12 protein-coding genes and 2 pseudogenes are annotated in these 13830 nt (G+C 72.0%); 3 read left to right on the top strand and 11 right to left on the bottom strand.

Going from position 1 to position 13830, the window contains the following annotated elements:
- Positions 1-34 precede the first annotated feature (34 nt).
- From ACIRR9_RS22940 to ureA, 5 genes are all read right to left on the bottom strand, one after another.
- Complete coding sequence (locus ACIRR9_RS22940) at positions 35-241, bottom strand: hypothetical protein (protein ID WP_403754716.1); 207 nt, start codon at positions 239-241, stop codon at positions 35-37.
- 114 nt (positions 242-355) lie between these two features.
- Positions 356-955 carry a TetR/AcrR family transcriptional regulator gene (locus tag ACIRR9_RS22945; RefSeq protein WP_403754719.1) on the bottom strand — a complete coding sequence of 200 codons (600 nt, stop codon included), beginning with the start codon at positions 953-955 and terminating at the stop codon, positions 356-358.
- 18 nt (positions 956-973) lie between these two features.
- Positions 974-2044 (bottom strand): agmatine/peptidylarginine deiminase, encoded by a 1071-nt coding sequence (locus ACIRR9_RS22950; RefSeq protein ID WP_403754722.1) that lies wholly within the window; start codon positions 2042-2044, stop codon positions 974-976.
- Positions 2045-2071: 27 nt separating this feature from the next.
- Positions 2072-3784, bottom strand: coding sequence for an urease subunit alpha (locus ACIRR9_RS22955; protein ID WP_403754725.1), 1713 nt, complete (start codon positions 3782-3784; stop codon positions 2072-2074).
- Positions 3781-4482 carry an urease subunit gamma gene (gene ureA, locus ACIRR9_RS22960; protein WP_365344652.1) on the bottom strand — a complete coding sequence of 234 codons (702 nt, stop codon included), beginning with the start codon at positions 4480-4482 and terminating at the stop codon, positions 3781-3783. The genes ACIRR9_RS22955 and ureA overlap by 4 nt, the downstream gene beginning before the upstream one ends.
- Before the next feature lie 168 nt (positions 4483-4650).
- Here ureA and ACIRR9_RS22965 point away from each other — a divergent pair.
- Positions 4651-6189: pseudogene (locus tag ACIRR9_RS22965) on the top strand (cytosine permease).
- A gap of 171 nt (positions 6190-6360) precedes the next feature.
- Here ACIRR9_RS22965 and ACIRR9_RS22970 read toward each other — a convergent pair.
- From ACIRR9_RS22970 to ACIRR9_RS22980, 3 genes are all read right to left on the bottom strand, one after another.
- Entirely contained in the window at positions 6361-6762 is a 402-nt protein-coding gene (locus tag ACIRR9_RS22970) for a hypothetical protein (protein WP_403754728.1), read from the bottom strand.
- Between the two features lie 186 nt (positions 6763-6948).
- Entirely contained in the window at positions 6949-8037 is a 1089-nt protein-coding gene (locus ACIRR9_RS22975) for a branched-chain amino acid aminotransferase (protein WP_403754731.1), read from the bottom strand.
- 294 nt (positions 8038-8331) lie between these two features.
- Positions 8332-9375, bottom strand: a complete 1044-nt coding sequence (locus tag ACIRR9_RS22980; RefSeq protein WP_365344664.1) for a 3-isopropylmalate dehydrogenase — start codon at positions 9373-9375, stop codon at positions 8332-8334.
- Between the two features lie 133 nt (positions 9376-9508).
- Between ACIRR9_RS22980 and ACIRR9_RS22985 the strand changes: the two are divergent.
- A pseudogene (locus ACIRR9_RS22985) lies at positions 9509-11071 on the top strand (purple acid phosphatase family protein).
- Positions 11072-11149: 78 nt separating this feature from the next.
- Here the strand turns inward: ACIRR9_RS22985 and ACIRR9_RS22990 are convergent.
- The 3 genes from ACIRR9_RS22990 to ACIRR9_RS23000 form a co-directional block, all read right to left on the bottom strand.
- Positions 11150-11281 (bottom strand): hypothetical protein, encoded by a 132-nt coding sequence (locus ACIRR9_RS22990; RefSeq protein ID WP_089098576.1) that lies wholly within the window; start codon positions 11279-11281, stop codon positions 11150-11152.
- Positions 11282-11565: 284 nt separating this feature from the next.
- Positions 11566-12105: a GNAT family N-acetyltransferase gene (locus ACIRR9_RS22995; RefSeq protein ID WP_403754736.1), complete on the bottom strand. Its 540-nt coding sequence runs from the start codon at positions 12103-12105 to the stop codon at positions 11566-11568.
- A 20-nt stretch (positions 12106-12125) separates the two neighbouring features.
- On the bottom strand, positions 12126-12821 hold the full coding sequence (locus ACIRR9_RS23000) for an SDR family NAD(P)-dependent oxidoreductase (protein WP_403253812.1): 696 nt from the start codon (positions 12819-12821) through the stop codon (positions 12126-12128).
- Between the two features lie 88 nt (positions 12822-12909).
- Between ACIRR9_RS23000 and ACIRR9_RS23005 the strand changes: the two genes are divergently transcribed.
- Positions 12910-13758, top strand: a complete 849-nt coding sequence (locus ACIRR9_RS23005; protein ID WP_403754740.1) for a helix-turn-helix transcriptional regulator — start codon at positions 12910-12912, stop codon at positions 13756-13758.
- The last annotated feature ends 72 nt before the right edge of the window (positions 13759-13830 follow it).

Raw genomic sequence — 13830 nt, forward strand, 5'->3', positions numbered from 1 at the left:
CACCGTCTGTCTCAGGATGCGAACAGTGTGCAGTTCAGCCCAGGTGCCGTACGAAGATGTCGTCGACGCCGTTCGTGTCGCCGGGGACCAGGTTGCCGGCGGCCGAGGCGAAGGCCACGTGGCGGCCGTCGGCCCTGGGGGCGGGAGCGGCGGCGGCCGGGACCGCGGTCCCCGTGAGCGCGAGCGGCAAGGCGCCGCCGAGCGCGGCGCCGCCCGAGTGCACGCGTACCGCACTGGACATGATGACCCCCGTGGTCGCGTGGCCCCCCGGCCCTGCGCCGAGGGCTGGACAGGATGCAACCGCACCACGAAAACCGGGCCAATCGGACTTACTCCACATAACTCGGTTGGATGGTCACGCGTCCGCGAGGAGATCCGCTTCCAGGAACTCCCGTACATGGCCGAGAACCCGGGTCCGGTCCGTGCCGCGCAGCCCGATCGCCACATGGATGGAGAAGCCGTCGAGCAGGGCACGGAGACGGGCGGCGAAGCGGTCGGGGTCGACGGACCGGAACTCGCCCCGCGAGATGCCCTCGGCGACGAGGGCCACGAGGTCGCGGTGCCAGGCGCCCTCGATCGCGGCCTGCCGGTCCCGGGCCGTCTCGTCCGCGTTCTGCGAGCGGTTCCAGACCTCCAGCCAGAGGGTCCAGTGGGGGTCGCTGTGCCCCTCGGGGACGTACAGGTCGACATACGCGTCGAGGCGCTCGCGGGCGCTGCCGCGGCGGGTGAGCAGCCGGCCGCGCTCGCCGCCCAGCCGGCCCTCGCTCCACTCCAGGGTCTGGAGCAGCAGCTCGTCCTTGGAGTGGAAGTAGTAGAGGAGATGGCCGCTGCTCATACCGACCTCGCGGCCGAGGGCAGCCATGGTGAGCTTCTCCAGACCGCGGTCGGCGATCATGGCCATGGCGGCGGCGAGCACGTCCTCGCGGGGCGGGGCGTTCCTGCGCGCACCGGCCATCTTCGGCTCCTAGCTCCTCTAGCCCCTCGGCTGCTGTTGCGTGATGCAGTGGATACCGCCACCGCCCGCGAAGATCGTACGGGCGTCCACCAGTGTCACCGTCCGCTCGGGGAACAGGCGGCGGAAGATCCCGGCGGCGCTCTCGTCGCGCGGGTCGTCGAAGCCGCAGAGCACGACCCCGCCGTTGCAGAGGTAGTGGTTGATGTAGGAGTAGTCGGCCCAGTGGCCGTCGGCCTCCAGGACGGTGGGGGCGGGGACCTCGACGACCTCCAGGGCGCGGCCGTGTGCGTCGGTCTGGGACCGCAGCAGGCCGATGACCTCCCGGGTCACCTCGTGGTCGGGGTGCGCCGGGTCCGGCTGGTGGTGGGCGACGACCACGCCCGGGCGGGCGAAGGCGGCGACGATGTCGACATGGCCGAGGGTGCCGAAGCCGTCGGGGGTCCCCCCACGCCTTTCGGGCAGTGGGGGAGGGTAGTCGCCGGTGAGGCCGCGGGGCAGCCAGATCGCCTTGCGGGTGCCGAGCATGCCGTGGATCTCCGCCTCGACCTCCTCGCGGGTCCAGCCGGGGTTGCGCTCGGGGCCGAGCTGCACGGTCTCCGTGAGCAGGACGGTCCCCTCGCCGTCGACATGAATGGCCCCGCCCTCGTTCACCAGCTTCGAGGCGTACGTCCTCGCGCCCGCGAGGTCCGAGACCTCCGCGGCGATCCTGGCGTCGTGCTCCCAGCGGGCCCAGTGCTGGGCGCCCCAGCCGTTGAACGTCCAGTCCACGGCGGCGAGTCCGCCCTTGCCGTCGGTCAGGAACGTGGGGCCGATGTCCCGCATCCAGGCGTCGTCGAGCTCCCGCTCGACGGTGTCGACACCCGGGCCGAGCAGCGCCTGCGCGGCCGCCGACTGACCGGGGCCGCACACGACGGTCACCGGTTCGAAGCGGAGGACCGCGCGGGCGACCTGGGCCCAGGCCACCCGGGAGCGGGCCAGGTCGTCCGGGTCGTCGAAGGTGGGGTTGGGGCCCGGCCACGCCATCCAGGTGCGCTCGTGCGGGGTCCACTCGGCGGGCATCCGGAAGCCGTCGGAGGCGGGAGTGCTCATGTGGGGGTCCTTCACAGGCTGTGTCGTTCAGAGGAAGTACAGGCGGTTGAGGGGGACGGAGTCGGCGGGCTCCGAGCGGATCGGCTCCCCGTCGAGGGTGACCAGTCCCGTGCGCTGGTCGACGTCGACCGCTCCGGTACGGGAGTTGAGCCGCAGGTCGGCGGGGCCGATGCCACGGGTGCCGCGGACGGCGACCCGGCGGCGCCGGGTGGGCATCGTGTCGTTGCCCTGGTCGAGGGCGGCCTGCGCGACGAACGCCACCGAGATGTCGGCGGGGGTCGCCCCGTGCGCCCCGAACTGCGGTCCCAGGACGAGGGGTTCGCAGGTGTCGGTGGCCGCGTTCGGGTCGCCGGTCACGCCGTACGCCGGGAAGCCGGACTTCAGGACGAGCTGCGGCTTGGCCCCGAAGTACTCGGGCGACCACAGCACGATGTCCGCGAGCTTGCCGACCTCGATCGAGCCGACCTCGTGCGAAAGCCCGTGGGCGATCGCGGGGTTGATGGTCAGTTTGGCGATGTAGCGCAGCACGCGCTCGTTGTCGTGGCCGGCGTCCGGGGCGCCCAGCTCGGCCTTCATCTTCCCGGCCATGGCGAAGGTACGGCGGACGGTCTCCCCCGCCCGGCCCATGCCCTGCGCGTCGGACGAGGTGATGCCGATGGCGCCCAGGTCGTGCAGCACGTCCTCGGCGCCCATGGTCCCGGCGCGGATGCGGTCGCGGGCCATGGCGGCGTCGCCGGGCAGGTCGGTCTTCAGGTCGTGGACGGAGACGATCATCCCGTAGTGCTCGGCGACCGCGTCCCGGCCGAAGGGCAGGGTGGGGTTGGTGGAGGAGCCGATGACGTTGGGGACGCCGGCCATCTTCAGGACGTTCGGGACATGTCCGCCGCCGCAGCCCTCGATGTGGAAGGCGTGGATGGTGCGGCCTTCGAGCACGCGGAGGGTGTCCTCCACCGACAGGCACTCGTTCAGCCCGTCGCTGTGCAGGGCGACCTGGACGTCGTGTTCCTCGGCGACCCGCAGCGCCGTGTCCAGGGCCCTGCTGTGGGCGCCCATGTCCTCGTGCACCTTGAAGCCGCTGGCCCCGCCCTCGGCGAGGGCCTCGATCAGCGGGGCCCGGTGCGAGGACGAACCCCGGCCCAGGAAGCCGATGTTGACCGGCCAGGCGTCGAAGGCGCCGAAGGCGTGCTTCAGCGCCCACGGCGAGTTGACGCCCACGCCCCACACCGGCCCGAACTCCTGCCCGATGATCGTGGTCACGCCGGAGGCCAGCGAGGCCTCCATGATGCGCGGCGACAGCAGGTGCACATGCGTGTCGACGGCCCCGGCGGTGGCGATGAGCCCCTCGCCGGACACGATCGAGGTGCCGGTGCCGACGACGACGTCCACCCCGTCGAGGGTGTCGGGGTTCCCGGCCCGCCCGATGCCGCAGATCCGCCCCTCGCGGATGCCGATGGACACCTTGCGGATCCCCAGCACGGCGTCGATCACGACCACGTTGCTGACGACGACGTCACATGTCTCCCGGACGGCGGCGGCCTTCAGGTGCAGTCCGTCGCGGGCGGTCTTGCCGAAGCCGGCGAGGAACTCGTCGCCGTAGCGCTGGGAGTCGGACTCGACGCGGATCACGAGCCCCGAGTCGCCGAGGCGGACGCGGTCGCCGGCGCGGGGGCCGTGGGTGGCCGCGTACTCGTGCGGGGTGAGGCGGCGGGCCTCGGCCGGGTGGCCTCCGGGACGGCTCATCGCCCGGCCTCCTCGTCGTCGCGGATTCCCAGGTAGCCGCAGGCGGCCGCCCTGCGCAGCGCCTCCTCGCGGGCGCCGGGCGCGTCCAGCGGCCCGTCGACGAGTCCGGCGAAGCCGATCGCGACCCGGGCGCCGCCGATCGGCACCAGACCGACCTCAAGCGACTCCCCCGGCCCGAAGCGCACGGAGGAACCGGCGGGTACGGCCAGCCGCATGCCGTAGGCCTCGGCGCGGTGGAAGTCGAGGCGCGGGTTGGCCTCGAAGAAGTGGAAGTGCGAGGTGACGGAGACGGGGACGGTCGCGGTGTTGGTGACGGTCAGCCGTACGACCGCCTCCGGGTCGGTGTGCTCGGGCCCCGGGAGCAGGGCGCCCGGCGCCGGTCCGTCCAACCCCCCGCCGCCGATCGGGTCGGTGACGACCGCGAGCCGTGAGCCGTCGTCGAAGACGGCCTCGACATGCACCTCGGTGACGATGTCGGCGACGCCCGGCAGCACGTCGGCCGGGCCGAGGACGGAGCGGGCCGCCTCGACGGCCTCGGCGAGCCGTCTGCCGTCGCGGGCCGCCTCGCAGACCGTGTCCGCGATCAGCGCGGTGGCCTCCGGCACGTTGAGCCTGAGGCCCCGTGCACGGCGGGCGCGGGCCAGCTCGGCGGCTCCGAAGAGCAGCAGCCGGTCACGTTCCGTGGGGGTCAGTCGCACGTTCCGGCACCTCCTTCGCTTCCTCTTGGCTTCCTCGACTTAGAACATCACTCTAAACGGCGGATTGCGGGAAGGGAACCATTGACACAGCCCAGCCGGTCACCCACATTGAACGTCGCTCTAACTCTCTCAACCGCATGTCCCTGATGGCCGTCAAGGAGACCAGCCATGCCGATAGAACAGCGCGGAGTCGACACCATCCCGGACGGGATGGGGGTACCTCCCGCGCTCGAACGCAGTTGAGAGCGTGGGGGAGCACCAGCGGGCCGAAGGACCTGGTGTCGATCCTGCTCGGGTCCAACCTCTGCCTCGGCGTGATCATCTTCGGCTGGCTGCCGCCGTCCTTCGGACTCGGCTGGTGGTCGTCGGTGAGCGCGATCGTGGCGGGCACGGTGATCGGCACGGTCTTCACGGCACCGCTCGCGCTGGTCTCCCTGCGCACCGCCACGAACCTGTCCACGTCCTCCGGCGCGCAGTTCGGGGTGCGCGGCCGGCTGGTCGGCTCGGTGGTGGGCCTGCTGCTGGCCCTCGGCTACACCGCGCTGACCGTGTGGATCGGCGGCGATGTGATGGTGGGCGTGCTGGGGCGGCTGTTCGGGCTGCCGGCGGGCGGGGCGGCGTACGCCGTGGTCTACACGGTGCTCGCGGCGGCGACGGTGGCGGGCGCGGTCTACGGCTACCGGGTGCTGCTGGCCATGTCCAAGGTGCTCGCCGTCGGTATGACGGCGCTCCTGATCCTCGGGATCTTCGCCTACGCCCCGCACTTCAGCACCTCCGCGCTGCCGGAGGCGGGCGGCTATCTGCTGGGCGGCTACTGGCCGACGTGGTGCCTGGCGGCGGTCGCGGCGGGCCTGTCAGGGCCGGTCGCCTTCATCACGCTCCTCGGCGACTACACCCGCTACATCTCCCCCGTCCGCCACTCCTCCCGCCGGGTCCTGCACGGCACCTGGCTGGGCCTGATCCTGGGCCTCCTGGTCCCGCAGCTGTTCGGCACGTTCACGGCGTACGGGGCACGGGCGGCGACGGACTACGCGGGCCCGCTGGTGTCGGCCTCGCCCGTCTGGTACCTGGTCCCGCTCCTGCTCTCCGCCTCGGCCGGCTCGGTCGGCAACGCGGGTCTGATGCTGTACTCGATGGGCCTCGACCTGGACGCGATCCTGCCCCGGGCGTCCCGGGCCCGCGCCACCTACACCGTCGCGATCGTCGCCACGGCCTGCGTCTTCGCCGGCCTCCCCCAAACGCTCGGCTTCGCTCGCGCCCGGGGGGACCCCCATCGCCTGGAACGCCCAGTCCGCGATGACGTCCTTCGTCCTCCTGCTCACCGCCATCGGCACCCCGTGGGCGGTCATCACCCTCATCGGCTTCGTCCGCTGCCGGGGCGTGTACGACGCGGACGCGCTCCAGGTCTTCAACCGGCGCTCGCGGGGCGGGATCTACTGGTACCGGGCAGGCTGGAACATCCGGGCGACGGCGTCCTGGGCGCTGGGCGCCGGGGTCGGCCTGCTGGCGGTCTCCCTGCCGTCGTACCAGGGCCCGCTGCTGTCGCTGACGGGCGGGGTGGACTGCAGCTTCCTGCTGTCGGGGGCGGTGGGCGGTGTCGCGTATCTGGCGCTCTCCGCCAAGCAGCCGTCCCGCCCGGTCCTGGACGGGACCGGGGCCGGGACCGGAGCCGGGCAGGAACCGGCTCGCGCCGAGGGGAGCCTGTAGGGCCGGGGGAAGGCTGTGGCGCCGGGGGGACGGCTGCAGGGCGCCGGCCGCACGCCTAGTTGACGAGCAGTACGACCAGCATCGCCAGCCAGCACAGGGAGACGAAGACCGGAAGCAGCACCATCACGAGTCCGGTCGGAGACGCGTGCAGCCACGCCGACCCCGGATCAATCACCTCCCGCCCCACGATCCGGTGTCCGCCGTGCCAGGCCAGGCGCTCCTCTGCCGCGCCGCATCACGGGCCACGCACACCTGCTTGATCACCAGAAAGCTGCCGAGGGTGATCTTGATGCGGCGGTTGAGCCATTCGTCCGGTTCGATCCGCTCGTCGCTGTACGCCAGCAGGAACGCCAGGACGTCGCCGCCTTTCACCGCCACATAGAAATGCCCGGCACGCACCGCCTGCGCCCGGTACACCTCCTCGGTGTACTCCGAGACCAGGAACCCGTCCCGGCTCGCGATATCCGGATCGACTGCCTCCAGGCTCCTGGACCGCGCCAGTTCGAGGATCTTCGGAACATGTTCCTGGGGCGCCCGCACGATCTCGATCCGCTCCGCGGCAGGCACACTCACACGCTCCCCCAAGACGACTGCAGACGCTGAATCACCGTCAGTAGCGCGCCTTTGACGGTCCGTCGGATGCAAGCGCCATGCATCGCCGAAGCCCCGGGCCCCGCACTCCGGCTGAGGAGGCGGGGGCCCGGGGCTCGGGACGGCTGGGTGCCGGTGGTTCAGGGCCGACGGGGGCGAGGGCCGGCCTCAGCCGAGCTGGTGCATCCAGCCGTGCTTGTCCTCCGCCGTGCCGCGCTGGATGTCGAGGAGGGCCTCGCGGAGCTTGAGGGTGACCTCGCCGGGCTCGCCGTTCGACTGCCGCCACTCGGCGTTCGCGCGCTTGACCGTGCCGACCGGGGTGATCACGGCCGCGGTGCCGCAGGCGAAGACCTCGGTGAGGGTGCCGTTCTCCGAGTCACGCTGCCACTGCTCGATGGAGACCCGGGCCTCCTCGGACTCGTAGCCGAGGTCGCGGGCGACGGTGAGGAGGGAGTCACGGGTGACGCCCTCCAGGATGGAACCGGTGAGGGTGGGGGTGACGATCTTGTCGCCGTACACGAAGTACAGGTTCATGCCGCCGAGCTCCTCGACCCACTTGTGCTCGACCGCGTCGAGGTAGCAGACCTGGTCGCAGCCCTGCGCGGCGGCCTCGGCCTGGGCGAGCAGGGAGGCCGCGTAGTTGCCGCCGGTCTTGGCGTCGCCCATGCCGCCGGGGACGGCGCGGACGCGGTCCTCGGAGGCCCAGATGGAGACCGGCCGGACCCCGCCGGGGAAGTAGGCGCCGGCCGGGGAGGCGATGACCAGGAAGAGGTACTCGTTGGCCGGCTTGACGCCCAGGCCGACCTCGGTGGCGATCATGAAGGGGCGCAGGTAGAGGGACTCCTCGCCGCCGTGCGCCGGGACCCAGTCCTTGTCCTGCTGGACCAGGGCGTCACAGGCCTCGATGAAGGTCTCCACCGGCAGCTCGGGCATGGCGAGCCGGCGGGCGGAACGCTGGAAGCGCTTGGCGTTCTGGTCGGGGCGGAAGGTGGCCACCGAGCCGTCGGGGCGGCGGTAGGCCTTCAGGCCCTCGAAGATCTCCTGGGCGTAGTGCAGCACGTTGGTGGCCGGGTCCAGCGGGATCGGCGCGTACGGAACGAGCTGGCCGTCGTGCCAGCCGCGGCCCTCGGTCCACTTGATCGTCACCATGTGGTCGGTGAAGTGGCGGCCGAATCCGGGGCTGGCCAGGATCGCCTCGCGCTCGGCGGCGGCGGTCGGGTGCGCGGACGGCTTGAGCTCGATCGTGGGCGTCGTCATGAGTGGTAGTCCTTCACCGGTTGTAGTGATGGGCCGCGCTCACACCCGTACGGTCGGCGTCCGGTCGTAGGACGTCCGAGCATTCCCTCATGCCGCGGCTCTGCGTTCGATTATCGCGCGGGGGCCTGGGTGGAAGGAATCGGGGTGAAAACGGACCCGGGGTCGATGGTGGCACCCGGTGGCAGACATGGGGAAGCCGCCGGGTGCGTGTGCGACCCGGCGGCTTCGAAAGTCTTCGTGAGGCTTTTGAGAAGCGTGGGGGTCCCCCCAGGCGCTTCGAGCTCTGGGGGAGGGTCAGCCGGCTACTCGTACGGCGAGCGCGTCGCCGATCTCCGAGGTGGAGCGGGCGGGCTTGCCCTGGCGCTCGGTGAGGTCGGCGGTGACGGCCTCCTCGACGCGGGCGGCCTCGGCCTCGTAGCCGAGGTGGCGCAGCAGCAGGGCGACGGACAGGACCGTGGCCGTGGGGTCGGCCTTGCCCTGGCCGGCGATGTCGGGCGCGGAACCGTGGACCGGCTCGAACATCGAGGGGAACTCGCGGGAGGGGTTGATGTTGCCGCTCGCCGCGACACCGATGCCGCCGGAGACGGCCGCGGCGAGGTCGGTGATGATGTCGCCGAAGAGGTTGTCGGTGACGATCACGTCGAAGCGACCGGGGTCGGTGACCAGGTAGATGGTCGCCGCGTCGACATGGATGTAGTCCGTGGTGACCTCGGGGAACTCCACGGCCACCTTGTTGAAGATGTTCGTCCACAGGTGACCGGCGAAGGCCAGCACGTTGTTCTTGTGGACCAGCGTGAGCTTCTTGCGCGGGCGGGCCTGGGCGCGGGCGAAGGCGTCCCGGACGACACGCTCGACACCGAAGGCCGTGTTGACGGAGACCTCGGTGGCGACCTCGTGCTCGGTGCCCTTGCGGATGGTGCCGCCGTTGCCGGTGTACGGACCCTCGGTGCCCTCGCGGACCACGATGAAGTCGATCTCCGGCTCGCCGGCCAGCGGGGTCGCGACACCGGGGAGGAGCTTCGACGGACGCAGGTTGACGTGGTGGTCGAAGGCGAAGCGGAGCTTCAGCAGGAAGCCGCGCTCCAGGACACCGGAGGGGACGCTCGGGTCGCCGATCGCGCCCAGCAGGATGACGTCGTGCTGCTTCAGCGCGTCGAGGTCGGCGTCGGTGAGGGTCTCACCGGTGGCGTGGTAACGCCTGGCGCCGAAGTCGTACTCCTTCGTCTCCAGCTTCACATCCTGCGGGAGGACGGCGGAGAGGACCTTGAGGCCTTCGGCCACGACTTCCTGCCCGATGCCGTCACCGGGGATCACTGCGAGATCGATGCTGCGAGACATGCCCGGCACCCTACTCCTCGTCCCATGGAATGACATGCACTGTCCGCCATATGGACGCGTCGGGGTGTCCCGTCGACCGGCGTTCACCCGTACGTATGGCTGGTGTTGGCCTGCGCTGGGCACCGTCCTGGACATGGACATCCCCGACTTCGGTATCCCGCCGCAGCTCGCCGCCCGGATGAGCATGGCCGAGCAGTACGAGTATCTGCGCACCCGGCTGGTGAACCGCCGCACGCTGGTGACGGCGGGCGCGGTGGCGGGCGGCGCGCTGGTGACCGGTTGCGCGGGGAAGCCGGCGCGTCCGTCGGCGGCGAGTCCGACGCCGGCCACGTCGACGGTCCACGGCGCGGCCGTCACACCGTTCGGACGTCATCTCGCCTTCGGCGCCGACCCGAGGACGCGGATGCGGATCTCCTGGCAGGTGCCGGCCGCGGTGCGGAAGCCGTTCGTGCGGATCGGATCACGGCCGGACGCCCTGGGCCCGCGGGTCGCCGCGGAGATCCGGCATCTGCACACGCCGGGGGTGCAGGGTGTGCGCCCGGTGGTCGAGCAGTACTACGTCCACGCGGCCCTGGACGACCTCACCCCCGGTACGACGTACTACTACGGCGTCGGCCACGACGGCTGGGACCCGGCCGCCGCCGGCCACCGTGCCTCCATCGCCTCGTTCCGCACCGCGCCCGCGAGTCCGGAGAGGTTCGTGTTCACGGCCTTCGGCGACCAGGGGGTCGGTCAGGCCGGGAAGGCGAGCGACAACGCGCTGCTGAAGCAGCAGCCGGCCTTCCATCTGCACGCGGGCGACATCTGCTAAGCGGACGGCAACGGCACCGGGAAGACCTCGGACGGCTACGACGCCCGGGAGTGGGACCGCTTCCTGCAGCAGAACGAGCCGGTGGCCCGCTCCGTCCCGTGGATGGTCACGACCGGCAACCACGACATGGAGGCCTGGTACTCCCCCGACGGCTACGGCGGCCAGTACGCCCGCTTCGCCCTCCCCGACAACGGCTTCGACCCGCACGGGGCGCCGGGCGTGTACGCGTTCACCTACGGCAACGTGGCCTTCGTGGCGCTGGACGCGAACGACGTGTCGTACGAGATCCCCGCCAACTTCGGCTACAGCGGCGGCCGGCAGACGGCATGGCTGGAGAAGAAGCTGAAGGAGCTGCGGGCGGCGAAGGGGGTGGACTTCGTGGTCGTCTTCTTCCACCACTGCGCGTACTCGACGTCCTCGCACGCCTCCGACGGCGGGATCCGGGCGGCCTGGCTGCCGCTGTTCGCCAAGTACCAGGTGGACCTGGTGATCAACGGGCACAACCACGTCTACGAGCGCACGGACGCGGTGAAGGACGGCCGGGTCGGCCGCGCGGTCCCGGTCGGCGGTTCGACCGACCCGACGCGGGACGGGATCGTCCATGTGACGGCGGGCGGCGGCGGACGGAACCTGTATTCGTTCCCGTCCGGGGTCAAGGACAGCTACGAGGGGCACATCACCCGGCACGACGCGGTGGACAGCTTCCACTGGGTCAAGGGGCAGCACAACGTGGCGGAGACGGTGGAGTGGTCACGGGTGCGGTACACCGGCTACTCCTTCCTCAGGGTCGAGGCGGAGGCGGGTACGAGCCCGAGGCTGAAGGTGTCGGCGCTGACGCAGAGCGGGGCGCGGATCGACCACTTCGAGATACGGCGCAACGGCTGACCCCGGAGTACGGCGCGGCTGTCCCGGCCGCGCCGCACCCCGTGCGGGTGCGGCTCCCGATCAGAGGACCGGCGCTGCTCAGTGGCCGGTCTCGCCGCCGTTGTCGCGGCGGTCGAGGGCGCGCTGAAGGGCGGCGGCGGCGTTCTTGCGCTCGGACTCGCTCGTGCGGGACACGTGGCGGACTCGGCGGCGGACGGTCGTCTCGGCCATGGGAATCGACTCCTTCGGGCATAAGTGGAGTACGGCAGGGGGGTTGCGAGACGCCGGAAGGGGCGGGGAGCGGTGCCGCAGGGGTTGCCTGCACGGGGCCCGGCTCACGACCGCCGTTCGCTTGATCGAGCGAGACGTTCGGCTCCTACAAAAGTAAGGGAGCGGCCCGCTTCTGTCTGCACAATTACTCGGACTTCCTACTATCTGAGACGGTGGAGTGGGTCACACGGCTGTGAGCTGGGGCTTTGACAGGTGGGGCGGATGATTCCGAACAGGCGAACGGGTTACATGACGTCTCCGTCGCGCCAGTCGAAGACGAGTTCGTGGGCGGGGTCGAGGACGTCCCCGGCGAGGCCGGGCCACAGGTACACATCCCCCTCCTCGTCCGCCAGGCGCACGATCCCGTCCTCGGGCGACAGCGCGCAGACCCGGCCGGCCCAACGCCGCCAGCCCCGGGCGGTGTAGAGCCGGGCCCCGTCCTCGCTCGCGGACAGCGCGCCGAGGTCGTACGCCCGCTCGGCGATCCCCTCCAGCGCCGCCATCACCTGCCCGCCGAGGCCCCGGCGGCGGGCGCCGGGCCGCACGCCGACGGCCTCGACATAGCCGACGCGCAGCCAGCGGTCCCGGTGCCGGGCCCTGCGCTGCACGACCGAGCCGTGCGCGGCGAGCCCGGCCCCGTCATGGACGAGCGCGTGCATGCCGCCGAGGCCGTGCTCCCAGTCGCTGTCGGCGAAGTCCCCGCCGAACGCCTCGTGGAGGAGGGCGCGGGCGGCGCGGAGATCGGCCGGGGCGAGGTCGGCGGTGTGCGCGATGCGGAGCGGCATGACCCCAGTGTCGTACGGGACTACCAGGCGACGGGGCCGTCCCGGTCGATGAAGCGGCCCGTTCCGGCGCCGGACGGCTCGGTGGCCAGCCGGACGATCGCGTCGGTGCCCTCGGTGACGGTCTGCGGGCCGCTGTTGGCGTTCAGGTCGGTCGCCGTGTAGCCGGGGTCGGCGGCGTTGACACGGATGTCCTTGAAGGCCTTGGCGTACTGGGTGGTGAGCATGACGAGGGCCGCCTTGGAGGAGTTGTAGAGCGGCGCCACGACGGTGGACTCGACGCGGGCCGGGTCGTGGGTGAGGGCGACCGACCCCAGTCCGCTGCTGACGTTGACGACGACGGGATCCGCCGACCGGCGCAGCAGGGGCAGGAACGCGGTGGTGGTGCGGATGACGCCGAACAGGTTGACGTCGAAGACGGCGAGGGCGTCGGCCGCGGTGAGCTCGTCCGGGTCGACGTGCGGGCCGGAGACGCCGGCGTTGTTGATCAGTACGTCGATCCTGCCCTCGTGGGCGGCGACGTCGGCGGCCGCGGCGGCGACCGAGGCGTCGTCGGTGACGTCGATCCGGACGAACCGCGCGCCGAGCGCGTCGGCCGCCGCCGCGCCCTGCTCCGGGTCGCGGGCGCCGACGAGGACGGTGTGGCCGAGTCCGACGAGGCGGCGGGCGGTCTCGCGGCCGAGGCCCTTGTTGGCCCCGGTGATGAAGGTGATGGTCATGCGTCGATCGTCCGCCCGGCGCGGATCCCCTGCCAGGGACGCCCCGACCGTAGGAACGGCAGTACCAGGACCACCGGATTGGGGCACGATGGAGGGCATGGCGAGGAAAGAGGCTGCCGGTCTGGGCCCGACGATCCGTGCCTGGCGGGAGCGGCTGTCGCCGACGGCCGTGGGGGTGCCCGCGACCGGCCGCGCCCGCCGGGCGACCGGGCTGCGCCGTGAGGAACTGGCCGAGCTGGCCGGGGTGTCGGTCGACTACGTCGTACGGCTGGAGCAGGGCCGGGCCACGGCGCCGTCCGGGCAGGTGGTCGCCGCCCTGTGCCGTGCCCTGCGGCTGACGGCCGCCGAGCGCGAGCACCTCTACCGGATGGCCGGGCTGGTCCCGCCGGACGGCGGCCCGGTCCCCGATCACCTCCCGCCGGGTGTGCTCCGCGTGCTGGACCGGCTCGGCGGGGTGGCGGTCGGCGTGTTCACCGCGCACTGGCAGCTGCTGTGGTGGAACCCCGGCTGGGCCGCGCTGCTCGGCGCCCCGGCGGCCGTCCCGCCCGGGCTGCGCAACCTCGCCCGCGAGCGGTTCCCGGTCGGCACCGAGGAGGCCCGGCTCTCCGCCTGGCCGGTACGCGAGGCGAACGCCGACGACTCCGACCTCGCGATCGTGGCCGACCTGCGCCGAGCCACCGGCCGCTTCCCGGACGACGCCCGGCTGGCCGGGCTGGTGCGCGAACTGACCGAGGGCAACGAGCGGTTCGCCCGGCTCTGGGCGGGCGGCACGGTCGCCGCCCACCGCACGGACCGCAAGACGGTCGAGCATCCGGGGGTGGGGCCGGTGGAGGTGGACTGCGACGTCCTGACGGACGGCGACTCCGAGCTGAAGATCGTGATCCTGTCGGCGGCGCCGGACACCGAGGGGGCGGCCCGGCTGCGCACACTGCTGTAGCCGGATCCGCGCATGGGAACGGGCCGGGAAGCCTGCTCGTGGGTCAGGCTTCCCGGCCCGTGCTCGGGGGGC

The sequence above is a fragment of the Streptomyces sp. NPDC101234 genome, assembly GCF_044767525.1.
In the GTDB taxonomy this organism is placed as follows: domain Bacteria; phylum Actinomycetota; class Actinomycetes; order Streptomycetales; family Streptomycetaceae; genus Streptomyces; species Streptomyces sasae.

Coding starts and splice junctions, on each gene's coding strand:
- ACIRR9_RS22940 (WP_403754716.1), bottom strand. CDS start 241: ATGTCCAGTGCGGTACGCGTGCACTCGGGCGGCGCCGCGCTCGGCGGC.
- ACIRR9_RS22945 (WP_403754719.1), bottom strand. CDS start 955: ATGGCCGGTGCGCGCAGGAACGCCCCGCCCCGCGAGGACGTGCTCGCC.
- ACIRR9_RS22950 (WP_403754722.1), bottom strand. CDS start 2,044: ATGAGCACTCCCGCCTCCGACGGCTTCCGGATGCCCGCCGAGTGGACC.
- ACIRR9_RS22955 (WP_403754725.1), bottom strand. CDS start 3,784: ATGAGCCGTCCCGGAGGCCACCCGGCCGAGGCCCGCCGCCTCACCCCG.
- ACIRR9_RS22975 (WP_403754731.1), bottom strand. CDS start 8,037: ATGACGACGCCCACGATCGAGCTCAAGCCGTCCGCGCACCCGACCGCC.
- ACIRR9_RS22980 (WP_365344664.1), bottom strand. CDS start 9,375: ATGTCTCGCAGCATCGATCTCGCAGTGATCCCCGGTGACGGCATCGGG.
- ACIRR9_RS22990 (WP_089098576.1), bottom strand. CDS start 11,281: ATGGCCGAGACGACCGTCCGCCGCCGAGTCCGCCACGTGTCCCGCACG.
- ACIRR9_RS22995 (WP_403754736.1), bottom strand. CDS start 12,105: ATGCCGCTCCGCATCGCGCACACCGCCGACCTCGCCCCGGCCGATCTC.
- ACIRR9_RS23000 (WP_403253812.1), bottom strand. CDS start 12,821: ATGACCATCACCTTCATCACCGGGGCCAACAAGGGCCTCGGCCGCGAG.
- ACIRR9_RS23005 (WP_403754740.1), top strand. CDS start 12,910: ATGGAGGGCATGGCGAGGAAAGAGGCTGCCGGTCTGGGCCCGACGATC.